This window comes from Pseudomonas sp. QS1027 (genome assembly GCF_002814235.1).
Taxonomy (GTDB): Bacteria; Pseudomonadota; Gammaproteobacteria; order Pseudomonadales; family Pseudomonadaceae; genus Aquipseudomonas.
Genome location: NZ_PHSU01000021.1, coordinates 13,462 through 36,400, shown reverse-complemented (window position 1 = coordinate 36,400; position 22,939 = coordinate 13,462). Strand labels below are relative to the sequence as shown.

The following is a 22,939-nucleotide window of genomic DNA, read 5'->3' as shown; positions in this document are numbered from 1 at the left end:
AGGCGACTCACCCGGGGCGAAGATCAACGCAGACCGCGTTGAGCGTCGTCCAGCTCACGGATGTACTTGAAGATTTTACGGCTGGAGGCCGGCGCCTTGTTCTGCGCAAGCTCGTGTTGAGCCTGGCGGATCAGGGAACGCAGTTGCTGGCGATCAGCGTCCGGGTAGTCGACGACGAATTTTTCCAGGACATCGTCGGCGCCTGCGATCAGGCGATCGCGCCAGCGTTCGAGATTGTGGAAGCGTTCGTTGTATTGCCGGGTGGAGGCGTCGAGTTGATCGAGCAGAACCAGAATGGCGTCAGTGTCCTGATCGCGCATCAGCCTGCCGATGAACTGGATATGCCGTTTACGCGCGATATTCGCGGTGTGCTTCGGCGCTTCGGCCAGGGCACGGCGCAAGCCGTCGGTCAGTGGCAGTTTTGCCACCAGGTCAGGCTTGAGTGTTGTCAGGCGCTCGCCGAGATCAACCAGAGCATGCAGCTCGCGTTTGACCTGGGTTTTGCTTTTCTCCCCATCGAGGGAGTCGTCGTAAGAATCAACCATGGTGGCAGTCCGCAAAGAAACGCCGCCATGATAACCAGTCGGGGGCCGCTTGTCCGGCCCGGTCGCTCGAAGACCTTGACCGAAAGCAGAATTTGAGTGGAGAAAGCCATGAGTTCAGCACAAAGCGTCGGCCCGCAGGCGTTGCCGGTCCTGCAGGAGCAGGTCGAGCAGATTCTCGCCGAAGCCAAACGCCAGGGCGCCAGTGCCTGTGAAGTGGCGGTATCCCTGGAGCAGGGGCTGTCGACTTCGGTGCGCCAGCGGGAAGTGGAAACCGTCGAGTTCAACCGCGACCAGGGCTTCGGTATCACCTTGTACGTGGGGCAGCGCAAGGGCTCGGCCAGCACCTCGGCCAGTGGCCCGGAAGCGATTCGCGAAACCGTGGCGGCGGCCCTGGCCATCGCCAAGCACACCTCGGAAGACGAGCATTCGGGCCTGGCCGACGCCGCGTTGATGGCCAAGGAGCTCAAGGACTTCGACCTGTTCCATGCCTGGGACATCACGCCCGAGCAGGCCATCGAGCGCGCGTTGATCTGCGAGGCGGCGGCGTTTGACGCCGACAGCCGGATCAAGAATGCCGACGGCACCACCCTGAGCACCTCCCAGGGCTGCCGGGTGTATGGCAACAGCCACGGGTTTATCGGCGGTTCGGCTTCTACCCGGCACAGCCTCAGCTGCGTGATGATCGCCGAAGGCGACGGTCAGATGCAGCGGGACTACTGGTATGACGTCAATCGCCAGGGCGAATTGCTCGCGGATGCCGCGAGCATTGGCCGCAAGGCCGCGCAACGGGCGGCCAGCCGCCTGGGCGCGCGTCCGGTGCCGACCTGCGAGGTGCCGGTGCTGTTCTCGGCGGAGCTGGCCGGTGGTTTGTTCGGCAATTTCCTCTCGGCGATCTCCGGCGGCAACCTGTACCGCAAGTCTTCGTTCCTCGAAGGGGCGATGGGCCAGCGCCTGTTCCCGGAATGGCTGACCCTCGACGAGCGTCCACACCTGATGCAGGCCATGGGCAGTTCGGCGTTTGACGGCGACGGCCTGGCGACCTATGCCAAGCCGTTCGTCGAAAACGGCACCCTGGTCTCCTATGTGCTGGGCACCTACTCGGGCCGCAAGCTCGGTCTGCCGAGCACGGCCAACGCCGGTGGCGTGCACAACCTGTTCGTCACCCATGGGATCGAGGACCAGGACGCGCTGATCCGGCGCATGGGCCGCGGCCTGCTGGTGACCGAGTTGATGGGCCACGGCCTGAACATGGTCACCGGGGATTATTCGCGCGGGGCGGCGGGCTTCTGGGTCGAGAATGGCGAGATCCAGTTCCCGGTCCAGGAAGTGACCATTGCCGGCAATATGCGCGACATGTTCAAGCAGATCGTCGCCGTTGGCAGCGATCTTGAACTGCGCAGCCATATCCGTACCGGTTCGGTGTTGATCGAGCGGATGATGGTCGCCGGTAGCTGATTCGGCTTATCGGTTACAAAAAAAGCGTGTCATCCAATGGGGTGACACGCTTTTTTTATGGCCCATGCAAAGCTTGTCTTGATTCTCAATATCATATAATAATAAATCTCATTATCGAATGAGCCTGGGTCATGAGTCCTGCCTTGCATGAGCAACCTTACCTGGAAAGCTGGCGCTGGATGAGTCGCCAGATCCGTTGTGCCCTGGCGCCGGACGAGCCCCGGCTGATCGAGCACTACTTCGCCGAAGGCCGCTACCTGGCCTGTTGCACGTCCATGCCGGCCTGGACCATCGCTGAAACCTCCTTCCGCCTGCTGCTCGACACCGCCAGCGATATCGCACTGCCCTGGCATTGGCGCGGGCTGTGCCTGGACCAGGCCTGGCGGCCCTTGCGTGACCTCGAACGACAGGCCCTGTGCGGCTGCCGCCAGCGACGCTGGCAAAACTTCGCCTGGCAACTGGCGACCTGTTCGCTGCTGCCTTCCATTCCCCTCAACGAATTGGTGCAAGGATTTCCCGATGAGTAATACCCGTATCGAACGCGACAGCATGGGCGAACTGCAGGTCCCGATGGAGGCCCTGTATGGCGCGCAGACCCAGCGCGCGGTGGACAACTTCCCGATCAGCCAGCAACGCATGCCCCGTCAGTTCATCCGTGCCCTGATCCTCGCCAAGGCTGCCGCCGCGCAGACCAATGTCGAGCTGCAGCAACTGGGCGCGGCCCAGGGCAAGGCTATCGTCGACGCCTGCCAGGGCCTGCTGGAAGGCGACTTCATGCCGCATTTCCCGGTGGATATCTTCCAGACCGGTTCCGGCACCAGCTCCAATATGAACGCCAACGAGGTGATTGCGACCCTGGCCAGCCGCCTGCTCGATGAGCCGGTCAACCCCAATGACCACGTCAACTGCGGGCAAAGCAGCAACGACATCATTCCCACCACCCTCCATGTCAGCGCCGCCCTGGCCTTGCATGAGCACCTGCTGCCGGCGTTGCTGCACCTGGTCCGGGTCACCGAGGCCAAGGCCGAGCAGGTTCATCCGTTCATCAAGACCGGCCGTACCCACCTGATGGACGCCATGCCGGTGCGCATGAGCCAGGTGCTCAATGGTTGGGCGCAGCAACTCAAGGCCAATGTCGAACACTTGCAGGCGCTGTTGCCGAGCCTGCAATCCCTGGCCCAGGGCGGTACCGCGGTGGGCACGGGGATCAACGCACATCCGCAGTTCGCGGCGGGTTTCAGCCGCCAGCTGAGTGTCCTGACCGGGGTGCCGTTTACCCCGGGCAAGGACCTGTTTGCCCTGATCGGCTCCCAGGATACGGCGGTCTCTGTGTCTGGCCAGCTCAAGGCCACGGCGGTGTCGCTGATGAAAATCGCCAACGATCTGCGCTGGATGAACTCCGGTCCCCTGGCCGGTCTCGGTGAAATCGAACTGGAAGCCTTGCAGCCGGGTTCGTCGATCATGCCGGGCAAGGTCAATCCGGTGATCCCGGAAGCCACTGCCATGGTCGCCGCCCAGGTCATCGGCAACGACAGCGCGATTACCGTCGCCGGTCAGTCGGGCAATTTCGAGCTCAATGTGATGTTGCCGCTGATCGCCCAGAACCTGTTGAGCAGCATCGAGCTGTTGGCCAATGCCAGCCGCCTGCTGGCTGACAAGGCCATCGCCAGCTTCAAGGTCAACGAAGCCAAGCTCAAGGAAGCGCTGTCGCGCAACCCGATCCTGGTCACGGCGCTGAACCCGATCATCGGTTACCAGAAAGCCGCGGAAATCGCCAAGAAGGCTTACCAGCAGGGGCGCCCGATCATAGACGTAGCCCTTGAACACACCGACCTGTCACGCAGCCAACTGGAAACCTTGCTGGATCCGGAAAAGCTCACGGCGGGCGGCATCTAACCCCACTGCATTGCCTGGAGGTTCGTCATGGAACATTGGAAACGCACGATCGAAAGGGCCAACCGCTATTTTGACCTCGGTGAGCTGGTCGATGCCCGTGAGTATTACCTGCAAGCGCTGGCACTGGCGCAGGTGCTGTTCGAGCGCTGGCCGGACCCGGAGCAAGCGGTGGCGGCCTGTGTGATTTCCCATCACAACCTGGCGGACCTGCACCTGCGGCTCAATCAGCCGGAGGAGAGCGTCGAGTACCTCTGCGCCATTCATCAACATTTGTTGCAGACCCTGCAGGACCCACGTCTCTCGCCGGCACTGCGTGAAGCGGCGCTGCACCAGAGCAGCAAGACCTATGTCGAGTTGCTCGCCTTTATCAGCGAGCACGGCGAATACCCACGTACTAGCCGCCTGCTGTACAGCCAGGCCACTTCTTCAGGATCGCGCTCGCCAGGCGCCCCGGCGTCGCTGCGCCCTCAATACGGAGCTCATTGAAATGACCTTTAGCCTGCCCGCGTTGCCCTATGACTACGATGCCCTGGAACCGCATATCGACGCGAAAACCATGGAAATCCACTACAGCAAACACCACCAGACCTACGTCACCAACCTGAACGTGGCCGTCGAAGGTTCGGAATGGGCGGGCTGGTCGGTGGAAAAACTGCTGGCTGCGGTTCAGCAGTTACCGGAAAAGTTGCGTGCGGCGGTGATCAACCACGGCGGTGGCCATGCCAACCATTCACTGTTCTGGGCGGTGATGAGTCCCCTGGGCGGCGGTGCCCCGGAGGCGGAGCTGGGCCAGGCGATCGAAGCGCAACTGGGCGGTTTCGATGCGTTCAAGGAAGCCTTTACCAAGGCTGCCCTGACCCGCTTCGGCAGCGGCTGGGCCTGGTTGAGCGTGACCCCGCAGAAAACCCTGGTGGTGGAAAGCAGCGGTAACCAGGACAGCCCGCTGATGAGCGGCAACACCCCGATCCTCGGCCTGGATGTCTGGGAGCACGCCTATTACCTGCTGTACCAGAACCGTCGTCCGGAATACATCGACGCCTTCTACAACGTGATCAACTGGCCTGAAGTCGAGCGCCGGTATCTGGCTGCGCTGGCCTGAGTCGGACCTTCAGAACAAGAATTTATGCCGATGATGGGGATTGAAACCGTGGCAATGAGCAGAGGGCGATTATTTCGCCAAGGGGTCGGTTGGCTGTTGTTGCTGGCGGGGGTGGTGTTGCTCGTTGCCCGAGTGTTGCACGGGGCGTCGCTCTGAGTGTGGAAGGTGTCTTTGCAGGAGTCGTCGCTCGACGCTCCTGCAGGACTGACCGGCTTTATTCGCCTTCGTCGAAATAGTTGTTGATCAGCTTGACCAGCGCGTCCATGGCCGCGTCTTCCTGTTCGCCTTCGGTCTTCAGGTGGATCTTGGTGCCCTTTCCGGCAGCCAGCATCATCATGGCCATGATGCTTTTGCCGTCGACCATGCTTTCCGGTGTACGCCCGGCGCGGATCTGGCAGGGGAACTGGCCGGCCACGCCGACGAACTTCGCCGAAGCGCGGGCATGCAGGCCCAGTTTGTTGATGATTTCAATTTCCAGAGCGGGCATCGCGGTGGTGGTCCTTTCAGCTAAGGTCGCGGTGGCGGACCTGGACGTTCTTCAGGGATTGTTGCAGGGCCTTGCCCAAGCGTTCGGTGAGGTAGACGGAGCGGTGATGCCCGCCCGTGCAGCCGATGGCAATAGTGACATAAGCCCGGTTGCTGGCGGCAAAACGCGGCAACCATTTAAGCAAATAACTGGAAATATCCTGGTACATCTCCTCGACGTCGGCTTGTGCGGCCAGGTATTCGGCCACCGGTTGGTCGAGCCCGGACTGTTCGCGCAGCTCCGGTTTCCAGTAGGGGTTGGGCAGGCAGCGCACGTCGAACACCAGGTCGGCATCCACCGGCATCCCGCGCTTGAAACCGAACGACTCGACCAGAAAGGCGGTGCCCGGCTCCGGCTGGTTCAGCAGGCGCAGTTTGATGGTGTCACGTAGCTGATAGAGGTTCAGGTTGGTGGTGTTGACCTTGAGGTCGGCCAGGTCCGAGATCGGCCCCAGCAGGTTGCTTTCGTCGCGGATGGCCTCGGCCAGGGAGCGATTGGCGTTGCTCAGCGGGTGGCGGCGACGGGTTTCGGAAAAACGCTTGAGCAGGGTTTCCTCGTCGGCGTCCAGGTACAGCACATCGCACTGGATATGCCGGCTGCGCACTTCATCGAGCAGTTCCGGGAAGCGCGACAGGTGGCTGGGCAGGTTACGCGCGTCGATGGACACGGCGACCAGCGGTTGCGCCAGCTCGGTATGGATCAGTGCGCGTTCGGCCAGCTCCGGCAACAGGCCGGCCGGCAGGTTGTCGATGCAGTAGTAACCGTTGTCCTCAAGGACATCGAGGGCGGTACTTTTACCCGAGCCGGAACGGCCGCTGACGATGATCAAGCGCATGGTCAGTGACCGCTCTGCTCGTCCAGGACCACCTGATACAGGGCCTGGTTGGAGGTTGCCGCGCGCAGTTTGTCGCGCACGTCCTTGCGGTCGAGCATGCTGGCAATCTGCCGAAGCAGTTCCAGGTGGGCATCGGTGGCGGCTTCCGGGACCAGCAGGACAAACAGCAGGTCAACCGGCGCACCGTCGATGGCGTCGAAATCGATGGGAGCGTCCAGGTGCATCAGGGCGCTGATGGGCGCCACGCAACCCTTCAGGCGGCAGTGTGGGATGGCAATGCCATTGCCGAAACCGGTCGAGCCGAGTTTTTCCCGCGCGACCAGGCTGTCGAAGACATCCTGCATGGCCAGGTAAGGGACTTCGTGGCTGATCAGGTTGGCAATTTGCTCGAGGGCTTTCTTTTTACTGCCGCCCGGCACGTTCACCAAAGAACGGCCGGGGGTCAGGATGCTTTCAAGTCGGATCATGGATGGGTGTCAGCGACCTGTACCTTGGAGCAGGTGCAGGTTCTTTTCCTTATGCTTTTTCAGTTGTCGGTCCAACTTGTCGGTGAGCAGGTCGATCGCCGCATACATGTCGTCATGCTCGGCGTTGGCGACCACTTCACCGCCGTGGATATGCAAGGTGGCTTCGATTTTCTGCTTCAGTTTTTCGACGGCCATGGTCACCTGTACGTTGGTGATCTTGTCGAAATGACGCTCCAGTCGGTCGAGCTTCTCGCCGATGTAAGCACGCAGGGGTTCGGTCACTTCCAGCTGGTGTCCACTGATATTGACTTGCATACAGCTTCTCCTTCGTTGCCAGTGCATAAAGCGGCAGGCGATTGCCCACCACTGGAACGCTGTAACGGGGCCCTGTCCACTACATCAGTCGCTTCCGTTCGCTGGAGGGTGCTATCCCCAGGGACTCACGGTATTTGGCGACAGTACGACGGGCCACCTGAATGCCTTGTGCCTCCAGTAAACCAGCGATCTTGCTGTCACTCAACGGCTTTTTCTGATTTTCCGCTGCAACCAGTTTCTTGATGATCGCGCGGATCGCCGTGGACGAGCATTCGCCGCCTTCGGAGGTGCTGACGTGGCTGGAGAAAAAGTATTTCAGTTCGTAGATACCACGGGGGGTATGCATGAATTTTTGCGTGGTCACCCGGGAAATCGTCGACTCGTGCATGCCCACCGCTTCGGCGATGTCATGCAGGACCAGCGGCTTCATCGCCTCGTCACCGTATTCCAGGAAGCCGCGCTGGTGCTCGACGATCTGGGTGGCGACCTTCATCAGGGTCTCGTTGCGGCTCTGCAGGCTCTTGATGAACCAGCGGGCTTCCTGCAACTGGTTGCGCATGAAGGTGTTGTCGGCGCTGGTGTCGGCGCGGCGGACAAAACCGGCGTACTGCGGGTTGACCCGCAGGCGCGGCACCGATTCCTGGTTCAGCTCCACCAGCCAGCGCTCGTTGTCCTTGCGCACGATCACGTCGGGGACGACGTACTCGGCTTCGCTGGACTCGATTTGCGAGCCCGGGCGCGGGTTGAGGCTCTGCACCAGTTCGATGACCTGGCGCAGCTCGTCTTCCTTGAGCTTCATGCGGCGCATCAACTGGCTGTAGTCGCGGCTGCCGAGCAGGTCGATGTAGTCGCTGACCAGGCGCTGGGCTTCGGCCAGCCAAGGCGTGCGCGCTGGCAGCTGGCGCAATTGCAGCAGCAGGCATTCGCCCAGGTTGCGTGCGCCGATGCCGGCCGGTTCGAATTGCTGGATGCGATGCAGGACCGCTTCGATCTCGTCCAGCTCGATATCCAGCTCCGGGTCGAAGGCGTCGAGGATCTCCTCGAGGGTCTCGTCCAGGTAGCCCTGATTGTTGATGCAATCGATCAGGGTCACGGCGATCAACCGATCGGTGTCGGACATCGGTGCCAGGTTCAGTTGCCAGAGCAGATGGCTCTGCAGGCTCTCGCCGACCGACGTGCGGGTGGTGAAGTCCCACTCGTCGTCATCGTTGCTCGGCAGGCTGCTGGCGCTGGTCTGGTAGACATCTTCCCAGGCGGTGTCGACGGGCAGCTCGTTGGGAATGCGCTCGTTCCAGTCGCCTTCCTCGAGGTTGTCCACCGTCGGGGCGGTTTCCTGCTGGAAGGAGGGTTCCTGGATTTCAGTGTTGGGTTTGTGCTCGGCGTTGTCGGCCAACGGGTCGGTATTGTCGAAGTCGTCGCCTTCTTCCTGGCGTTCGAGCATCGGATTGGACTCCAGGGCCTCCTGGATTTCCTGCTGAAGGTCCAGGGTCGACAATTGGAGCAGGCGGATGGCCTGTTGCAGCTGCGGTGTCATCGTCAGCTGCTGGCCCATTCTCAGGACTAGCGATGGTTTCATGGCAGGGGCTTAACACCTTATTCGCCGGCGCGCATGCGCCATCCACTCTACAGGGCGCCGGGGCGCCAAACATAAGCAAATTATATGCCTGAAACCCGAGCCTTTGCCTAGAGCGCTGTAACAATAAAAATATTGTGGTTTTTATTGAACAGGGCGCGCTCTGGCGCTTGATCCGTTACCTCGATGTCTACAGGCGGAACTCATGGCCCAGATAGACTTCCTTGACCAGTTCGTTGGCCAGGATGGTGGCCGAGTCGCCTTCGGCGATCAGCTGTCCATCATTGACGATATAGGCGGTTTCGCAGATGTCCAGGGTCTCGCGGACGTTGTGGTCGGTGATCAGCACGCCGATGCCCTTGGCCTTGAGGTGATGGATGATCTGTTTGATATCGCCAACGGAAATCGGGTCGACCCCGGCGAAGGGTTCATCGAGCAGGATGAATTTCGGCGCGGTGGCCAGGGCGCGGGCGATTTCCACACGGCGCCGTTCGCCACCGGACAGGCTCATGCCGAGGTTGTCGCGGATGTGGCTGATGTGGAATTCCTGCAACAGGCTTTCCAGTTCCTTGCGGCGGCCGTTCTTGTCGAGCTCCTTGCGGGTCTCGAGGATCGCCATGATGTTGTCCGCCACCGACAGCTTGCGGAAAATCGACGCTTCCTGGGGCAGGTAGCCGATCCCGGCGCGCGCGCGACCGTGCATCGGCTGGTGGCTGACATCCTGGTCGTCGATCAGTACGCGACCCTGGTCGGCCTGGACCAGGCCGACGATCATGTAGAAGCAGGTGGTCTTGCCGGCGCCGTTGGGGCCGAGCAAACCGACGATCTGCCCGCTGTCGATCGACAGGCTGACATCACGCACCACCTGGCGACTTTTGTAGGCCTTGGCCAGATGCTGGGCTTTCAGGGTTGCCATTACTGCGCCTTCTGCTGGTCGGTTTTCTGCTTCGGCTGGATGACCATGTCGATGCGTGGGCGCGGGGCGGTGATCGTGCTGCCGTTGGCGCGACCGGCCTGGGCGATCTGCTTCACCGTGTCGTAGACGATCTTCTCGCCTTCGGTGGTGTTGCCGTCGTTGATCACCTTGGCCTTGTCGATCAGGATGATGCGGTTCTGCTGGGCGTGGTACTGGATGGTCACGCCATAGCCCTGCACCGGCTTCGGATCGCCGACTTTCTGCAGCTGCTCGAAGTAGGCCAGGTTGCCCACGGAGGTCACCACGTCGATGGCGCCGTCCTTGGTCCGGGTCAGCGTCACGGTGTTGCCCTTGACGATCATCGAGCCTTGGGTAATGACCACGTCACCTTTGTAGGTGGCGATGCCTTGCTTGTCGTCGAGTTGAGCGTCGTCGGCCTGGATACGGATAGGCTGCTGGCTGTCGGTCGGCAGTGCCCAGGCGTTCACGCTTCCCAGTGCCGCACCGAGGCCAAGCAAAATAGGGAGGGTTTTAACGAGACTCATACTGTCCTCTTACATTGGACAGCAGGTGTATCCGGCTGTCGTTCAAATACGCTTTCATTCCCTTGCCAGTGGTCACGCCGTCGGCGCCGTCGATTCTAACGGCTTGCTCGGTCTGCGCATATTGCTTCTGTGGGAATACTGTCATTCGACTGCTGGTAATGATGACTTCCCGCTGTAGTTCGTCGGTCCGTGCCACCCGTACCGAGTCGATCAGCTCGATCTCGGTGCCGTCCGGATTGACCTCGGCGTGCTCGCTCTGGACATGCCAGGGATAGACCGTGCCACGGTAGATGTGCATGTCGGGCTTGGTCACCAGGGTCACGTCCGAAGCCATGAGGTGTTCGACCTTGTCGCCGGTCAGGTCGTACTGTACCCGACCGTCGGGCATGTACTGAATGCTGTGGGCGTTAATAGCGTAGTAGTCGATCTGGGTTTCATCGACCTGCGCCGCCGGGCGCTCGAGGAAGCGTTCCGGACTGATGTTCCAGTAGCCAACGGCGGCGAAAATCGCGGCGATGACGGCGAACAGCAGAGTATTGCGAAGTTTCTTGCTCAGCATAAATAGCTCTACAGGTAGGCGGCGTGAGCCGCTTCAAGACTGCCCTGGGCTTGCAGGATCAGCTCGCAGAATTCGCGGGCGGCGCCGTCGCCGCCCCTGGCCCGGGTGATGCCGTGGGCGTGTTCGCGGACGAAGCTGGCGGCGTTGGCCACGGCCATGCCCAGGCCGACGCGGCGGATCACCGGCAGGTCCGGCAGGTCGTCACCCAGGTAGGCGACCTGTTCATAGCTTAGATTGAGCTGGGCGAGCAGGGCGTCGAGCACCACCAGCTTGTCCTCGCGGCCCTGGTAGACGTGGGGAATGCCGAGGTTCTGCGCGCGTCGTTCGACCAGTGCGGTTTTGCGACCGCTGATAATAGCGGTTTGCACGCCGGCGGCCATCAGCATCTTGATGCCCTGGCCGTCGAGAGTGCTGAAGGACTTGAATTCGCTGCCGTCTTCGAGGAAGTACAGGCGACCGTCGGTCAGTACGCCATCGACGTCGAAGACCGCCAGCTTGATGGCTTTGCCGCGTTGCAACAGATCGTCGTTCATTTACATCACTCCCGCGCGCAGCAGATCGTGCATGTTCAGGGCGCCCACCGGGCGATCTTCGCTGTCGACCACCACCAGCGCGCTGATCTTGTGGTCTTCCATGATTTTCAGGGCTTCGGCGGCGAGCATCTCGGCCCGGGCGGTCTTGCCGTGGGGGGTCATGACGTCTTCGATCCTGGCCGTATGGATGTCGATGGTGCGGTCCAGGGTCCGGCGCAGGTCGCCGTCGGTGAAGATCCCGGCCAGGCGACCATCGGCTTCGACGATCACGGTCATGCCAAGGCCTTTGCGAGTCATTTCCATCAGTGCGTTTTTCAGCAGGGTGCCGCGCAGGACCTGCGGCAGTTCATCGCCGGCGTGCATGACATTTTCCACTTTCAGCAGCAGGCGCCGACCCAGGGCACCGCCTGGATGGGAAAAGGCGAAATCCTCGGCGGTGAAGCCGCGTGCTTCGAGCAGGGCCACGGCCAGGGCGTCGCCCATCACCAGGGCTGCGGTGGTGGAGGAGGTCGGCGCCAGGTTCAGCGGGCAGGCCTCATGCTCGACATGCACGTTGAGGTTGACTTCGGCGGCCTTGGCCAGCGGCGAGTCGGGGTTGCCGGTCAGGCTGATCAGCTGGATGCCCAGGCGTTTGATCAAGGGCAGCAGGGTGATGATTTCCGCGGTCGAGCCGGAGTTGGACAGGGCCAGGATGATGTCATCGCGGGTGATCATGCCCATGTCGCCGTGGCTGGCTTCGGCGGGATGGACGAAAAACGCCGTGGTGCCGGTGCTGGCCAGGGTCGCGGCGATCTTGTTGCCGATGTGCCCGGACTTGCCCATGCCGACCACGACTACACGGCCCTTGCTGGCCAGAATCATTTCGCAAGCGCGTACGAAATCTGCGTCGATATGGGCGAGCAAGCCTTCTACGGCTTCACGTTCGAGGCGGATGGTGCGTTGTGCTGATTGAATCAGGTCGCTGGATTGGCTCATGTCAGAAATCGGTTAGCCTGATGAAAAGGCGGGATTATAGCGGTAATGCCTTCTCCACTCCCACTAGATCATTACGTTTTGCGTGGTGCCTGTAGGACTTTGCCTTCGGTTTTTGTCTCGCAAGCCGTCAAGCCCGGCTGTATTTATCCTGAACAAGGGTGGCTTCGGCCTTGGGCGGCTCGTATCAGCGGTGATATAGTTCGCGGCTAGTTCGGCCCGCTCAGGAAGTATGCGCCTCTTTATTAGGGGAGGCCTGGTGTCCGAGTCCGAGGCTGCATCGCAAGGAGTTTAGATGAGCGCCGATAACGCCTACGCGGTCGAGCTGAAGGGTGTGACCTTCAAGCGCGGTGCGCGCAGCATCTTCAATAATGTCGACATTCGTATCCCGCGAGGCAAGGTCACCGGCATCATGGGGCCTTCCGGGTGCGGCAAGACCACCCTGTTGCGGCTGATGGGCGCGCAACTGCGCCCCAGCGGCGGCGAAGTCTGGGTCAATGGCCAGAATCTCCCCACCCTGTCGCGCGGCGATCTGTTCGACGCGCGCAAGCACATGGGCGTGCTGTTCCAGAGCGGTGCGCTGTTCACCGACCTGGACGTTTTCGAGAACGTCGCCTTTCCGCTGCGGGTTCACACCGAACTGCCGGAAGAAATGATTCGTGACATCGTTCTGCTGAAATTGCAGGCGGTCGGTCTGCGCGGAGCCGTCGACCTGATGCCCGACGAGCTGTCCGGCGGTATGAAACGGCGTGTGGCCCTGGCCCGGGCGATAGCCCTGGACCCGCAGATCCTCATGTACGACGAACCGTTCGTCGGCCAGGACCCGATCGCCATGGGCGTCCTCGTGCGCCTGATCCGCCTGCTCAATGACGCCCTGGGCATCACCAGCATCGTGGTTTCCCACGATCTGGCCGAAACCGCCAGCATCGCCGACTACCTCTATGTGGTCGGCGACGGCCAGGTGCTCGGGCAAGGTACCCCGGAAGAACTGATGAACGCCGATAATCCGCGTATCCGCCAGTTCATGAAGGGCGATCCCGACGGTCCCGTGCCGTTCCACTTTCCGGCGGCGGACTACCGCACCGACCTGTTGGGGAAGCGCTGACAATGCGCAAGAAATCACTTATCGAGAGAGTGCGCCTGTTCGGCCGTGCGGGCCTGGACATCCTCGCTGTACTCGGCCGTTCGACGCTGTTCCTGTTCCACGTCGTGTTCGGTCGCGGCGGCATCGGCGGCGGCTTCGGGCTGCTGGTCAAGCAACTGCATTCCGTGGGCGTGATGAGCCTGGTGATCATCGTCGTCTCCGGGGTCTTCATCGGCATGGTCCTGGCCTTGCAGGGCTTCAACATCCTTTCCAGCTACGGTTCCGAGCAGGCGGTGGGGCAGATGGTCGCCCTGACGCTGTTGCGTGAACTCGGGCCGGTGGTCACCGCGCTGCTGTTCGCCGGGCGGGCCGGTTCGGCGCTGACCGCCGAAATCGGCAACATGAAATCCACCGAGCAGCTGTCCAGCCTGGAAATGATCGGTGTCGACCCGCTCAAGTACATCGTTGCGCCGCGGCTCTGGGCCGGCTTTATTTCCCTGCCGCTGCTGGCGATGATCTTCAGTGTGGTCGGGATCTGGGGCGGTTCGTGGGTGGCGGTGGACTGGCTGGGAGTCTATGACGGCTCCTACTGGGCCAACATGCAGAACAGCGTGACCTTCAGCAGCGACGTGCTGAATGGCATCATCAAAAGTATCGTGTTCGCCTTCGTGGTGACCTGGATTGCCGTGTTTCAAGGCTACGATTGTGAACCCACTTCCGAGGGGATCAGCCGCGCCACGACCAAGACCGTGGTGTATGCCTCTCTGGCAGTGCTGGGCCTTGACTTTATTCTGACTGCCTTGATGTTTGGAGATTTCTGATGCAAAACCGCACCCTGGAAATCGGTGTCGGCCTTTTTCTGCTGGCTGGCATCCTGGCTTTGCTGCTGCTTGCGTTGCGGGTCAGTGGACTGTCCCCTACGACAAACACTGAAACGTATAAATTATATGCGTACTTCGACAATATCGCCGGTTTGACTGTCAGAGCCAAGGTCACCATGGCCGGTGTCACCATCGGCAAGGTGACGGCGATCGATCTGGACCGCGACAGTTTCACCGGCCGGGTGACCATGCAAGTTGAAAAACGCGTGAACAACCTGCCGACTGATTCCACTGCGTCTATCCTCACGGCGGGCTTGCTCGGTGAGAAGTACATCGGCCTCAGCGTGGGCGGGGAAGACACCCTGCTCAAGGATGGTGGGACTATCCACGACACCCAGTCGTCGCTGGTGCTGGAAGATCTGATCGGTAAATTCCTGCTCAATACCGTGAACAAAGACGCCAAATGAGGAGTTTTTCCATGATCTCGATGTTGCGACGTAGTCTGCTGGTGCTGCTGGCGACCTTGCCCCTGATGGGCAACGCCATGGCGGACACGTCGGCCCATGACCTGGTCAAGAGCACCACTGACCGGATGCTGGCCGACCTGACCGCGAACAAGGCCCAGTACAAGCAGAACCCCCAGGCCTTCTACCAGGCGCTGGACACCATCGTCGGCCCGGTAGTGGACGCCGAAGGTATTTCCAAGAGCATCATGACGGTCAAGTACTCGCGCAAGGCCACGCCCGAGCAGATGAAAACCTTCGAGGAGAACTTCAAGAAGGGGCTGTTCCAGTTCTACGGCAACGCCTTGCTGGAGTACAACAACCAGGGCATCACCGTCGACGCACCGAAGGATGAGTCGGGCGACCGCACCAGCGTTGGCATGACCGTCAAAGGCAACAATGGCGCCGTCTATCCGGTTTCCTACACCCTTGAGAAAATCAATGGCGAGTGGAAACTGCGCAACGTGATCATCAATGGCATCAATATCGGCAAGCTGTTCCGCGATCAGTTCGCCGACGCCATGCAGCGCAACGGCAACAACCTGGACCAGACCATCAACAACTGGGCTGGCGAAGTGGAGAAGGCCAAGGCCGAATCCGAGAAGAACCCGCAGAAGGGGGCGCAGAGTGAGTGAAGCCAGCGTTCGCGCCGGTGAGGCAGGTGAAGTGCTGCTGGCCGGCGTGATCGACTACAGCACCGGGCCGGCCTTGCGCAAGGACGGACAGGCACTGATCAAGGCCAGCACCGCGCCGGCCCTGGTGGTTGACTGTTCCGCCGTGGAGAAATCCAGCAGTGTCGGCCTGGCCTTGCTGCTGGCGTTCATGCGTGACGCCGCCGAGGGCGGCAAATCCCTGAGTATTCGCGCCATGCCGCAAGACATGCGCGAAATCGCCGAGGTTTCCGAGTTGACGGAGATCCTCGGCGTTCATTGACAGTGCCATGAATAAGGAAGCCCCCCGTCAGTGTCCTGCAATGCGGGGTTCGCAGGCGCGGGGCTTTTTTGTATGATGGCCGACCCGCGCGCGTTGGGCGCCGATTGAGGTTGAGCATGCAGGCCGTAGAAGTGAAGAGCTTCCTTGAGGGAAAGCTGCCGGGAAGCCGTGTTGAAGTTGAAGGCGAAGGCTGCAACTTCCAACTGAACGTGATTAGCGACGAACTGGTGGCCCTGAGCCCGGTGAAGCGTCAGCAGAGCATCTATGCCCATTTGAACCCGTGGATCGCCGATGGCAGCATCCATGCGGTCACTATGAAATTTTTCAGCCGCGCGGCCTGGGCCGAGCGCACCTGAGCCTGAATTGGCGTCGAGACCCTAATGGACAAACTGATTATTACTGGCGGCGTTCGCCTTGATGGCGAAATCCGCATTTCCGGGGCGAAGAACTCCGCCCTGCCGATCCTGGCCGCCACCCTGCTGTGCGATGGCCCGGTCACCGTGGCCAACCTGCCGCACCTGCACGACATCACCACCATGATCGAGCTGTTCGGGCGCATGGGCATTGAGCCGGTGATCGACGAGAAGCTCAGCGTGGAAATCGATCCGCGCACCATCAAGACCCTGATCGCACCCTACGAGCTGGTGAAAACCATGCGCGCCTCGATCCTGGTGCTGGGCCCGATGGTTGCCCGTTTCGGCGAAGCCGAAGTCGCCCTGCCTGGCGGTTGCGCCATCGGCTCGCGTCCGGTTGACCTGCACATCCGTGGCCTGGAAGCCATGGGCGCGGTGATCGACGTCGAAGGCGGCTACATCAAGGCCAAGGCGCCGGAAGGTGGCCTGCGCGGGGCGAACTTCTTCTTCGATACCGTCTCCGTGACCGGTACCGAGAACATCATGATGGCCGCTTCCCTGGCCCGTGGCCGCAGCGTGCTGCAGAACGCCGCGCGCGAGCCGGAAGTGGTCGACCTGGCGAACTTCCTCAACGCCATGGGCGCCAAGGTCAGCGGTGCCGGTACCGACACCATCACCATCGACGGCGTCGAGCGCCTGCATTCGGCCACCTACAAGGTGATGCCGGACCGTATCGAGACCGGCACCTACCTGGTGGCCGCGGCCGCTACCGGTGGCCGGGTCAAGGTCAAGGACACCGATCCGACCATTCTCGAAGCCGTGCTGGAGAAGCTGAAAGAATCCGGTGCTGAAATCACCACCGGTGAAGACTGGATCGAGCTGAACATGCATGGCAAGCGTCCGAAGGCCGTCAACGTGCGCACCGCGCCGTACCCGGCATTCCCGACCGACATGCAGGCCCAGTTCATTTCGCTCAACGCCATTGCCGAAGGCACCGGTGCGGTGATCGAGACGATCTTCGAAAACCGTTTCATGCACGTGTACGAACTGCACCGCATGGGCGCCAAGATCCAGGTCGAAGGCAACACCGCCATCGTTACCGGCACCGAACGCCTGAAAGGCGCGCCAGTCATGGCCACCGACCTGCGGGCTTCGGCCAGCCTGGTGATTTCGGCCCTGACCGCTGAAGGCGACACGCTGATCGACCGCATCTACCACATCGACCGTGGTTATGAGTGCATCGAAGAGAAGTTGCAGATGCTCGGTGCCAAGATCCGCCGCGTTCCGGGCTAGTGTTGTCCCCCCTTTGCCGGTGCGAGCCTGCTCGCGCCGACAAGGGAGAATGAGCCTTACTGATACAGGTTGAAGGACTTAGTTTCCCCATGCTGACCATTGCACTGTCCAAGGGCCGCATTCTCGATGACACCCTGCCGCTGCTTGCAGAAGCGGGCATCGTGCCGACCGAGAATCCGGACAAGAGCCGCAAGCTGATCATCCCCACGACCCAGGACGACGTACGCCTGCTGATCGTACGGGCCACCGACGTGCCGACCTATGTCGAGCATGGCGCGGCCGACCTCGGTGTGGCCGGCAAAGATGTGCTGATGGAATACGGCGGCCAGGGTCTGTACGAACCCCTGGACCTGCAGATTGCCCAGTGCCGGTTGATGACCGCCGGTGCCATCGGTGCCGTCGAGCCCAAGGGCCGCCTGCGGGTGGCGACCAAGTTCGTCAACGTTGCCAAGCGCTACTACGCCGAACAGGGCCGTCAGGTCGATATCATCAAGCTTTACGGCTCGATGGAGCTGGCGCCGCTGATCGGCCTGGCCGACAAGATCATCGACGTTGTCGACACCGGCAATACCCTGCGGGCCAACGGCCTGGAACCCCAGGAACTGATCGCGACCATCAGCTCGCGCCTGGTGGTGAACAAGGCGTCGATGAAAATGCAGCACGCCCGCATCCAGTCCCTGATCGACACGCTGCGCAAGGCAGTGGAGTCGCGACACCGCAACTGATTCAATTGCGCGGCCTTGAGCCGCGCCCATCTATCCGTGTCATAGCCAGAATTCTCAGGTGCCCACGCGGATGGCTTGGTAGTCTTGCGGCGCTGACACTCAATAACGATTCGCTATTGGACGTCAGCGCGCCCCCGGCGCCTGAGATCTGCTGTTCCCAAGCATTTGCCAATTATTGAGGCCCACGCTATGACCACGTCTACCGCAATTCGCCGACTCAACGCTGCCGATCCTGACTTCGCTCATCATCTGGATCATCTGTTGAGCTGGGAAAGTGTGTCCGACGACTCGGTCAACCAGCGGGTGCTGGACATCATCAAGGCCGTGCGCGAGCGCGGCGATGCGGCGCTGGTGGAGTTCACCCAGCGTTTCGACGGCCTGGAAGTCGCTTCCATGGCCGACCTGATCCTGCCCCGTGAGCGCCTCGAACTGGCCCTGACGCGGATCACCGCGCCGCAGCGCGAGGCCCTGGAAAAGGCCGCCGAGCGCGTGCGCAGCTACCACGAAAAACAGAAGCAGGACTCCTGGAGCTACACCGAGGCCGACGGCACGGTGCTGGGCCAGAAGGTCACGCCGCTGGACCGCGCCGGTCTGTACGTGCCGGGTGGCAAGGCGTCCTACCCGTCTTCGGTGCTGATGAACGCGATTCCGGCCAAGGTGGCGGGGGTTGCCGAGGTGGTGATGGTGGTGCCGACCCCCCGTGGCGAGATCAACGAACTGGTGCTGGCGGCGGCGTGCATCGCCGGGGTCGACCGGGTGTTCACCATCGGCGGCGCCCAGGCGGTCGCGGCGCTGGCCTACGGTACCGAGAGCGTGCCCAAGGTCGACAAGGTGGTCGGCCCCGGCAATATCTATGTGGCCACGGCCAAGCGTCACGTATTTGGCCAGGTCGGTATCGACATGATCGCCGGACCGTCGGAGATCCTCGTGGTCTGCGATGGCCAGACCGATCCGGACTGGATCGCCATGGACCTGTTCTCCCAGGCCGAGCATGACGAAGATGCCCAGGCCATCCTGGTCAGCCCGGACGCCGCGTTCCTCGACCAGGTGGCCGCGAGCATCGCCAAGCTGCTGCCGACCATGGAGCGCGCGGCGATTATCGAGACCTCGATCAACGGCCGTGGGGCCCTGATCCAGGTGCGTGATATGCAGCAGGCGATTGATGTGGCCAACCGCATCGCGCCGGAACACCTGGAACTGTCGGTCGCCGACCCGCAGGCCTGGCTGCCGCAGATCCGTCACGCCGGTGCGATCTTCATGGGCCGTCACACTTCCGAGGCCCTGGGCGACTATTGCGCGGGTCCCAACCACGTGTTGCCGACTTCCGGCACCGCACGCTTCTCGTCGCCGCTGGGGGTGTATGACTTCCAGAAACGTTCGTCGATCATTTTCTGCTCGGAGCAGGGCGCGTCCGAACTGGGCAAGACCGCTTCGGTACTGGCCCGTGGCGAGTCGCTGAGCGCCCACGCCCGCAGTGCGGAATATCGGATCATCGCTGATAAGGAACAGGGGAAACCAGCATGAGCAAGTTCTGGAGCAAATTCGTCAAGGACCTGGTGCCCTACGTGCCGGGTGAACAACCGAAGCTGACCAAGCTGGTCAAGCTCAATACCAATGAAAACCCCTACGGTCCTTCGCCCAAGGCCCTGGCCGCGATGAAGGCCGAAGTGAGCGACGACCTGCGCCTGTACCCGGACCCCAACGGCGACCTGCTCAAGCACGCCGTGGCCGAGTATTACGGCGTGAACACCAACCAGGTGTTTCTCGGCAACGGCTCCGACGAAGTCCTGGCGCATATCTTCCACGGTCTGTTCCAGCAGGACCGACCGCTGCTGTTCCCGGATATCAGCTACAGCTTCTACCCGGTGTACTGCGGCCTGTACGGAATCACATTCGACGCCTTGCCGCTGGACGAGCAGTTCCAGATCCGTGTGGCGGACTACGCGCGGCCCAACGGCGGGATCATTTTCCCCAATCCGAACGCACCGACCGGTTGCCTGCTGGCGCTGGACGCGGTGGAGCAGATTCTCAAGGCCAGCCCTGATTCGGTGGTGGTGGTCGACGAGGCGTATATCGATTTCGGCGGCGAAACGGCCATCGGCCTGGTGGACCGTTACCCGAACCTGCTGGTGACCCAGACCCTGTCCAAGTCGCGTTCCCTGGCGGGATTGCGGGTCGGCCTGGCGGTGGGCCATCCGGACCTGATCGAGGCCCTGGAGCGGATCAAGAACAGCTTCAACTCCTACCCGCTGGACCGCATGGCAATTGCCGGCGCGGCGGCGGCGTTCGAAGACCGGGCGTATTTCGAAGAGAGCTGCCGCAAGGTCATCGACAGCCGCGAGTGGCTGGTGGCGCAGTTGCGAGCCAAGGGGTTTGAGGTGCTGCCGTCGGCGGCGAACTTCATCTTCGCCCGTCACCCGCAACACGACGCGGCGGGACTGGCGGCCAAGGTCCGGGAGCAAGGCGTGATCGTGCGGCACTTCAAGCAGGAGCGCATTGCCCAGTTCCTGCGGATCACCATCGGGCTACCGGCCCAGAACCAGGCCCTGATCGACGCCCTGGGCGAACTCTAGGTGTGCAGCCCCACCCCGTAACGCATCGGTTGCGGGGTGGGTCTCTGTGATGCAGCGCAACAAACTCCCTTATTGATTTGAACGACGTGCTTGGGCCGGGGCGGATGCTGTCGCTTTGCTGAACGGTCCTCATATTCATGACGTCGACGAAATCATCAGCTCACGTGAGCTCATTTTCAAATGGCACAATGACATGAGTCTTCGAATGCCTGCCTGGGTTGTTTCCGGCGGTTCATGGGCTCGGTTGCGCAATTTGTAGTGAGCTTGCACGCCCCGGACAGTTGGGGGCGCAGTTGTTCAGGATGCTCGTGCCGCCATCGGCAAGAGTCACTCGCGTCACACGGTTGGTGAGCTTCAAGTGGACTTGCCAAGTCAGACATTCAGGGAAAATGTGATGCTTAAAACACTATCTGCCGCTGTGCTTGGTTTGATGTGCGGTTCGGCGTATGCCCAATCGGTCGATGCGCCGTCCTTGAAGGCCGGGGACAGCTGGGTCTATGCCGAAACAGTGGAAACCGGCCCGCAAGGTTTCTCGAGCAAGAACACATTGATGACGGTCGAACGCGTCAGCAGCCAGACCATGCTGGTCAGCAGCAAGCAGGATGGGTCCAACCAGCCACCGGTTGAAAGCCTGACGGGCCTGGACTGGAGCCGCTCCCGTGATATCAACGGCAAGCAGCAAGTGGTCAATCGCCCGTTGGCGTTTCCCTTGAGCGAAGGCAAGACCTGGACGGTTGAATACACCGAGCTGAACCCTAACCGCCAGCACTCCAGCGAGACCATTCATAACGACTACGTCGTCACCGGTTGGGAGAATGTCGAGGTGCCGGCAGGCAAGTTCAAGGCGCTGAAGATCGAATCCGAAGGCCAGTGGTCGGCGATGCTGGTGCCCGTGGCGGTAGCCGGTGCGCAAGCGGTCGTGACACCCGGTCAGGTGACAACGATCTCCAATGCCCAACGTGTTGCGGCGCGCCCGGCCAGTGGCCGCTTGTACAAGGCGTTCTGGTATGTGCCCGAGCAAAAGCGCTTTGTAAAGTCGGTTGAAGAGTATTACGACAACAAGGGTGTGCGTTCGCAGCGCTTCAGTGAGGAGCTGAAGTCGTCCAAGCTGGCTGGCTGATACTTCGTCATTGCGCTTAGACAGCGACCAGCAGGCGCGGGCTTGTCGGAACGCAGCACTTGCAGAAGCGCGACCCGGTCACGCTTCTGCAAGGTTGTCTTATTCCTCTTCCTGCGGCGGCGTCTGCTGTGGTGGGCGCAGGCCGATTTCCGCCATCAGCTTGATCTCCTTGCCGTTGCGCAGGACCTGGATGGCCACCTTGTCGGTCGGCTTGATCCGCGCCACCTGATTCATCGAACGACGACCGTCCGTAGCCGGCTCGCCGTCGATACTGAGAATCACATCCCCCAGTTGCAAGCCGGCCTTCTGCGCCGGACCGTCACGGAACACGCCCGCGACCACGATGCCCGGGCGCCCGCTGAGGCCGAACGACTCCGCCAGGTCCTGGGTCAGGGGCTGCACTTCGATCCCCAGCCAGCCGCGAATCACCTGGCCGTGCTCGATGATCGCCTTCATCACCTCGACTGCCAGATTGATCGGAATCGCAAAGCCGATGCCCTGGGAGCCGCCGGATTTGGAAAAGATCGCGGTATTGATACCGGTCAGGTTGCCGTTGGCATCCACCAGCGCACCCCCGGAGTTGCCCGGGTTGATCGCCGCGTCGGTCTGGATGAAGTCTTCATAGTTGTTCAGGCCCAGCTGGTTGCGGCCGGTGGCGCTGATAATGCCCATGGTGGTGGTCTGGCCGACCCCGAACGGGTTGCCGATGGCCAGGGCGATGTCGCCGATGCGGATCTGGTCGGAACGGCCGATGGTGATCGACGGCAGGTTCGGCAGATCGATCTTGAGCACCGCCAGATCGGTTTCCGGGTCGCTGCCGACCACCTTGGCCAGGGTTTCGCGACCGTCCTTGAGGGCGACCACTATCTGGTCGGCCCCGGCGGTTACATGGTTGTTGGTCAGCAGGTAGCCGGTGGAACTCATGATCACCGCCGAGCCCAGGCTCGACTCCATGCGCTTCTGCTTGGGCAGATTGTCGCCGAAGAAGCGCCGGAACTGCGGGTCCTCGAACAGCGGATGAGCGTTCTTGTTGACCATCTTGGTGGTGTACAGGTTGGCCACCGCCGGTGCGGCCAGGTCCACCGCGTCGGCATAGGAGTACGGACCCTGCTGGTGGAAGGTGGTCTGCGGCGCCTGTTGCAGGTTCACATCGAGGTTGGGCAGGCCGACCCATTGCGGGTAGCGCTGGATGATCAGCAAAGCGACCAGCACACCGGCCAGCAATGGCCAGCCAAAGAAACGCAGAGCCTTGAGCATTGAGCAAAGTCCTGGAAGGTTGCAGGCCATGTCGGACGGCC

At 61.6% G+C, this 22,939-nt stretch carries 28 protein-coding genes; 16 read left to right on the top strand and 12 right to left on the bottom strand.

What is annotated here, in order from left to right; all coding sequences use genetic code 11:
- Positions 1 to 23: 23 nt before the first annotated feature.
- Positions 24 to 545: a ribosome biogenesis factor YjgA gene (gene yjgA / locus CWE01_RS19890; protein ID WP_100942255.1), complete on the bottom strand. Its 522-nt coding sequence runs from the start codon at positions 543 to 545 to the stop codon at positions 24 to 26.
- Positions 546 to 653: 108 nt separating this feature from the next.
- Here yjgA and pmbA point away from each other — a divergent pair, with 108 nt between their 5' ends.
- The 5 genes from pmbA (at position 654) to CWE01_RS19865 (ending at position 4,995) form a co-directional block, all read left to right on the top strand.
- A complete protein-coding gene (gene pmbA / locus CWE01_RS19885; RefSeq protein WP_100942254.1) occupies positions 654 to 2,000 on the top strand; it encodes a metalloprotease PmbA in 1,347 nt (448 codons plus the stop codon).
- Between the two features lie 131 nt (positions 2,001 to 2,131).
- Positions 2,132 to 2,527, top strand: a complete 396-nt coding sequence (locus CWE01_RS19880) for a FagA protein (protein ID WP_100942253.1) — start codon at positions 2,132 to 2,134, stop codon at positions 2,525 to 2,527.
- Positions 2,520 to 3,896: an aspartate ammonia-lyase gene (locus CWE01_RS19875; protein ID WP_100942252.1), complete on the top strand. Its 1,377-nt coding sequence runs from the start codon at positions 2,520 to 2,522 to the stop codon at positions 3,894 to 3,896. The genes CWE01_RS19880 and CWE01_RS19875 overlap by 8 nt, the downstream gene beginning before the upstream one ends.
- Before the next feature lie 27 nt (positions 3,897 to 3,923).
- Entirely contained in the window at positions 3,924 to 4,382 is a 459-nt protein-coding gene (locus tag CWE01_RS19870) for a tetratricopeptide repeat protein (RefSeq protein ID WP_100942251.1), read from the top strand.
- Between the two features lies 1 nt (position 4,383).
- Positions 4,384 to 4,995, top strand: coding sequence for a superoxide dismutase (locus tag CWE01_RS19865; protein ID WP_100942250.1), 612 nt, complete (start codon positions 4,384 to 4,386; stop codon positions 4,993 to 4,995).
- A 214-nt stretch (positions 4,996 to 5,209) separates the two neighbouring features.
- On the opposite strand, the gene CWE01_RS19860 is transcribed toward CWE01_RS19865, so the two are convergent.
- From CWE01_RS19860 to CWE01_RS19815, 10 genes are all read right to left on the bottom strand, one after another.
- Complete coding sequence (locus tag CWE01_RS19860; protein WP_100942249.1) at positions 5,210 to 5,482, bottom strand: HPr family phosphocarrier protein; 273 nt, start codon at positions 5,480 to 5,482, stop codon at positions 5,210 to 5,212.
- A gap of 16 nt (positions 5,483 to 5,498) precedes the next feature.
- Positions 5,499 to 6,356 (bottom strand): RNase adapter RapZ, encoded by an 858-nt coding sequence (gene rapZ / locus CWE01_RS19855; protein ID WP_100942248.1) that lies wholly within the window; start codon positions 6,354 to 6,356, stop codon positions 5,499 to 5,501.
- A 2-nt stretch (positions 6,357 to 6,358) separates the two neighbouring features.
- Positions 6,359 to 6,823 carry a PTS IIA-like nitrogen regulatory protein PtsN gene (gene ptsN, locus CWE01_RS19850; RefSeq protein ID WP_100942247.1) on the bottom strand — a complete coding sequence of 155 codons (465 nt, stop codon included), beginning with the start codon at positions 6,821 to 6,823 and terminating at the stop codon, positions 6,359 to 6,361.
- Between the two features lie 9 nt (positions 6,824 to 6,832).
- Positions 6,833 to 7,138, bottom strand: coding sequence for a ribosome hibernation-promoting factor, HPF/YfiA family (hpf, locus tag CWE01_RS19845; protein WP_017126531.1), 306 nt, complete (start codon positions 7,136 to 7,138; stop codon positions 6,833 to 6,835).
- 79 nt (positions 7,139 to 7,217) lie between these two features.
- Positions 7,218 to 8,714, bottom strand: coding sequence for an RNA polymerase factor sigma-54 (locus CWE01_RS19840; RefSeq protein ID WP_100942246.1), 1,497 nt, complete (start codon positions 8,712 to 8,714; stop codon positions 7,218 to 7,220).
- Positions 8,715 to 8,901: 187 nt separating this feature from the next.
- Entirely contained in the window at positions 8,902 to 9,627 is a 726-nt protein-coding gene (gene lptB, locus CWE01_RS19835; RefSeq protein ID WP_100942245.1) for an LPS export ABC transporter ATP-binding protein, read from the bottom strand.
- Entirely contained in the window at positions 9,627 to 10,172 is a 546-nt protein-coding gene (gene lptA, locus CWE01_RS19830) for a lipopolysaccharide transport periplasmic protein LptA (protein WP_100942244.1), read from the bottom strand. Before lptA ends, lptB begins: the two co-directional genes overlap by 1 nt.
- The gene (lptC, locus tag CWE01_RS19825) at positions 10,159 to 10,731 is read right to left on the bottom strand and encodes an LPS export ABC transporter periplasmic protein LptC (protein ID WP_100942243.1); all 573 of its coding nucleotides are present in this window, start codon (positions 10,729 to 10,731) and stop codon (positions 10,159 to 10,161) included. The genes lptA and lptC overlap by 14 nt, the downstream gene beginning before the upstream one ends.
- Before the next feature lie 8 nt (positions 10,732 to 10,739).
- Complete coding sequence (locus CWE01_RS19820) at positions 10,740 to 11,264, bottom strand: HAD family hydrolase (protein WP_100942242.1); 525 nt, start codon at positions 11,262 to 11,264, stop codon at positions 10,740 to 10,742.
- Positions 11,265 to 12,239 carry a KpsF/GutQ family sugar-phosphate isomerase gene (locus CWE01_RS19815; RefSeq protein ID WP_100942241.1) on the bottom strand — a complete coding sequence of 325 codons (975 nt, stop codon included), beginning with the start codon at positions 12,237 to 12,239 and terminating at the stop codon, positions 11,265 to 11,267.
- 292 nt (positions 12,240 to 12,531) lie between these two features.
- Here CWE01_RS19815 and CWE01_RS19810 point away from each other — a divergent pair, with 292 nt between their 5' ends.
- The 11 genes from CWE01_RS19810 (at position 12,532) to CWE01_RS19760 (ending at position 21,641) form a co-directional block, all read left to right on the top strand.
- Positions 12,532 to 13,341: an ATP-binding cassette domain-containing protein gene (locus CWE01_RS19810; protein ID WP_100942240.1), complete on the top strand. Its 810-nt coding sequence runs from the start codon at positions 12,532 to 12,534 to the stop codon at positions 13,339 to 13,341.
- A gap of 2 nt (positions 13,342 to 13,343) precedes the next feature.
- Positions 13,344 to 14,141, top strand: coding sequence for a lipid asymmetry maintenance ABC transporter permease subunit MlaE (gene mlaE, locus CWE01_RS19805; protein ID WP_100942239.1), 798 nt, complete (start codon positions 13,344 to 13,346; stop codon positions 14,139 to 14,141).
- Complete coding sequence (gene mlaD / locus CWE01_RS19800) at positions 14,141 to 14,608, top strand: outer membrane lipid asymmetry maintenance protein MlaD (protein WP_100942238.1); 468 nt, start codon at positions 14,141 to 14,143, stop codon at positions 14,606 to 14,608. The genes mlaE and mlaD overlap by 1 nt, the downstream gene beginning before the upstream one ends.
- Positions 14,609 to 14,619: 11 nt before the next feature.
- Positions 14,620 to 15,279, top strand: coding sequence for a phospholipid-binding protein MlaC (locus CWE01_RS19795; protein WP_100942237.1), 660 nt, complete (start codon positions 14,620 to 14,622; stop codon positions 15,277 to 15,279).
- Positions 15,272 to 15,577: a lipid asymmetry maintenance protein MlaB gene (locus tag CWE01_RS19790; protein WP_100942236.1), complete on the top strand. Its 306-nt coding sequence runs from the start codon at positions 15,272 to 15,274 to the stop codon at positions 15,575 to 15,577. Before CWE01_RS19795 ends, CWE01_RS19790 begins: the two co-directional genes overlap by 8 nt.
- A 116-nt stretch (positions 15,578 to 15,693) precedes the next feature.
- The gene (locus CWE01_RS19785) at positions 15,694 to 15,933 is read left to right on the top strand and encodes a BolA family protein (RefSeq protein WP_100942235.1); all 240 of its coding nucleotides are present in this window, start codon (positions 15,694 to 15,696) and stop codon (positions 15,931 to 15,933) included.
- A 24-nt stretch (positions 15,934 to 15,957) separates the two neighbouring features.
- Positions 15,958 to 17,223: a UDP-N-acetylglucosamine 1-carboxyvinyltransferase gene (gene murA, locus CWE01_RS19780; protein ID WP_100942234.1), complete on the top strand. Its 1,266-nt coding sequence runs from the start codon at positions 15,958 to 15,960 to the stop codon at positions 17,221 to 17,223.
- An 89-nt stretch (positions 17,224 to 17,312) separates the two neighbouring features.
- Positions 17,313 to 17,948, top strand: a complete 636-nt coding sequence (gene hisG / locus CWE01_RS19775) for an ATP phosphoribosyltransferase (protein ID WP_100942233.1) — start codon at positions 17,313 to 17,315, stop codon at positions 17,946 to 17,948.
- Between the two features lie 189 nt (positions 17,949 to 18,137).
- Positions 18,138 to 19,472, top strand: coding sequence for a histidinol dehydrogenase (hisD, locus tag CWE01_RS19770; protein WP_100942232.1), 1,335 nt, complete (start codon positions 18,138 to 18,140; stop codon positions 19,470 to 19,472).
- Positions 19,469 to 20,521 (top strand): histidinol-phosphate transaminase, encoded by a 1,053-nt coding sequence (gene hisC / locus CWE01_RS19765; RefSeq protein ID WP_100942231.1) that lies wholly within the window; start codon positions 19,469 to 19,471, stop codon positions 20,519 to 20,521. The genes hisD and hisC overlap by 4 nt, the downstream gene beginning before the upstream one ends.
- A gap of 394 nt (positions 20,522 to 20,915) precedes the next feature.
- On the top strand, positions 20,916 to 21,641 hold the full coding sequence (locus CWE01_RS19760) for a hypothetical protein (RefSeq protein WP_218177093.1): 726 nt from the start codon (positions 20,916 to 20,918) through the stop codon (positions 21,639 to 21,641).
- Between the two features lie 99 nt (positions 21,642 to 21,740).
- Here the strand turns inward: CWE01_RS19760 and algW are convergent, their stop codons facing one another.
- Positions 21,741 to 22,898, bottom strand: coding sequence for a Do family serine endopeptidase AlgW (gene algW, locus CWE01_RS19755; protein ID WP_100942230.1), 1,158 nt, complete (start codon positions 22,896 to 22,898; stop codon positions 21,741 to 21,743).
- Positions 22,899 to 22,939 lie beyond the last annotated feature (41 nt).

Excerpts from the sequence above, each read along its gene's own strand:
- yjgA (WP_100942255.1), bottom strand. The coding sequence starts at position 545 with ATGGTTGATTCTTACGACGACTCCCTCGATGGGGAGAAAAGCAAAACC.
- pmbA (WP_100942254.1), top strand. The coding sequence starts at position 654 with ATGAGTTCAGCACAAAGCGTCGGCCCGCAGGCGTTGCCGGTCCTGCAG.
- CWE01_RS19880 (WP_100942253.1), top strand. The coding sequence starts at position 2,132 with ATGAGTCCTGCCTTGCATGAGCAACCTTACCTGGAAAGCTGGCGCTGG.
- CWE01_RS19875 (WP_100942252.1), top strand. The coding sequence starts at position 2,520 with ATGAGTAATACCCGTATCGAACGCGACAGCATGGGCGAACTGCAGGTC.
- CWE01_RS19870 (WP_100942251.1), top strand. The coding sequence starts at position 3,924 with ATGGAACATTGGAAACGCACGATCGAAAGGGCCAACCGCTATTTTGAC.
- CWE01_RS19865 (WP_100942250.1), top strand. The coding sequence starts at position 4,384 with ATGACCTTTAGCCTGCCCGCGTTGCCCTATGACTACGATGCCCTGGAA.
- CWE01_RS19860 (WP_100942249.1), bottom strand. The coding sequence starts at position 5,482 with ATGCCCGCTCTGGAAATTGAAATCATCAACAAACTGGGCCTGCATGCC.
- rapZ (WP_100942248.1), bottom strand. The coding sequence starts at position 6,356 with ATGCGCTTGATCATCGTCAGCGGCCGTTCCGGCTCGGGTAAAAGTACC.
- ptsN (WP_100942247.1), bottom strand. The coding sequence starts at position 6,823 with ATGATCCGACTTGAAAGCATCCTGACCCCCGGCCGTTCTTTGGTGAAC.
- hpf (WP_017126531.1), bottom strand. The coding sequence starts at position 7,138 with ATGCAAGTCAATATCAGTGGACACCAGCTGGAAGTGACCGAACCCCTG.
- CWE01_RS19840 (WP_100942246.1), bottom strand. The coding sequence starts at position 8,714 with ATGAAACCATCGCTAGTCCTGAGAATGGGCCAGCAGCTGACGATGACA.
- lptB (WP_100942245.1), bottom strand. The coding sequence starts at position 9,627 with ATGGCAACCCTGAAAGCCCAGCATCTGGCCAAGGCCTACAAAAGTCGC.
- lptA (WP_100942244.1), bottom strand. The coding sequence starts at position 10,172 with ATGAGTCTCGTTAAAACCCTCCCTATTTTGCTTGGCCTCGGTGCGGCA.
- lptC (WP_100942243.1), bottom strand. The coding sequence starts at position 10,731 with ATGCTGAGCAAGAAACTTCGCAATACTCTGCTGTTCGCCGTCATCGCC.
- CWE01_RS19820 (WP_100942242.1), bottom strand. The coding sequence starts at position 11,264 with ATGAACGACGATCTGTTGCAACGCGGCAAAGCCATCAAGCTGGCGGTC.
- CWE01_RS19815 (WP_100942241.1), bottom strand. The coding sequence starts at position 12,239 with ATGAGCCAATCCAGCGACCTGATTCAATCAGCACAACGCACCATCCGC.
- CWE01_RS19810 (WP_100942240.1), top strand. The coding sequence starts at position 12,532 with ATGAGCGCCGATAACGCCTACGCGGTCGAGCTGAAGGGTGTGACCTTC.
- mlaE (WP_100942239.1), top strand. The coding sequence starts at position 13,344 with ATGCGCAAGAAATCACTTATCGAGAGAGTGCGCCTGTTCGGCCGTGCG.
- mlaD (WP_100942238.1), top strand. The coding sequence starts at position 14,141 with ATGCAAAACCGCACCCTGGAAATCGGTGTCGGCCTTTTTCTGCTGGCT.
- CWE01_RS19795 (WP_100942237.1), top strand. The coding sequence starts at position 14,620 with ATGATCTCGATGTTGCGACGTAGTCTGCTGGTGCTGCTGGCGACCTTG.
- CWE01_RS19785 (WP_100942235.1), top strand. The coding sequence starts at position 15,694 with ATGCAGGCCGTAGAAGTGAAGAGCTTCCTTGAGGGAAAGCTGCCGGGA.
- murA (WP_100942234.1), top strand. The coding sequence starts at position 15,958 with ATGGACAAACTGATTATTACTGGCGGCGTTCGCCTTGATGGCGAAATC.
- hisG (WP_100942233.1), top strand. The coding sequence starts at position 17,313 with ATGCTGACCATTGCACTGTCCAAGGGCCGCATTCTCGATGACACCCTG.
- hisD (WP_100942232.1), top strand. The coding sequence starts at position 18,138 with ATGACCACGTCTACCGCAATTCGCCGACTCAACGCTGCCGATCCTGAC.
- hisC (WP_100942231.1), top strand. The coding sequence starts at position 19,469 with ATGAGCAAGTTCTGGAGCAAATTCGTCAAGGACCTGGTGCCCTACGTG.
- CWE01_RS19760 (WP_218177093.1), top strand. The coding sequence starts at position 20,916 with ATGCTTAAAACACTATCTGCCGCTGTGCTTGGTTTGATGTGCGGTTCG.
- algW (WP_100942230.1), bottom strand. The coding sequence starts at position 22,898 with ATGCTCAAGGCTCTGCGTTTCTTTGGCTGGCCATTGCTGGCCGGTGTG.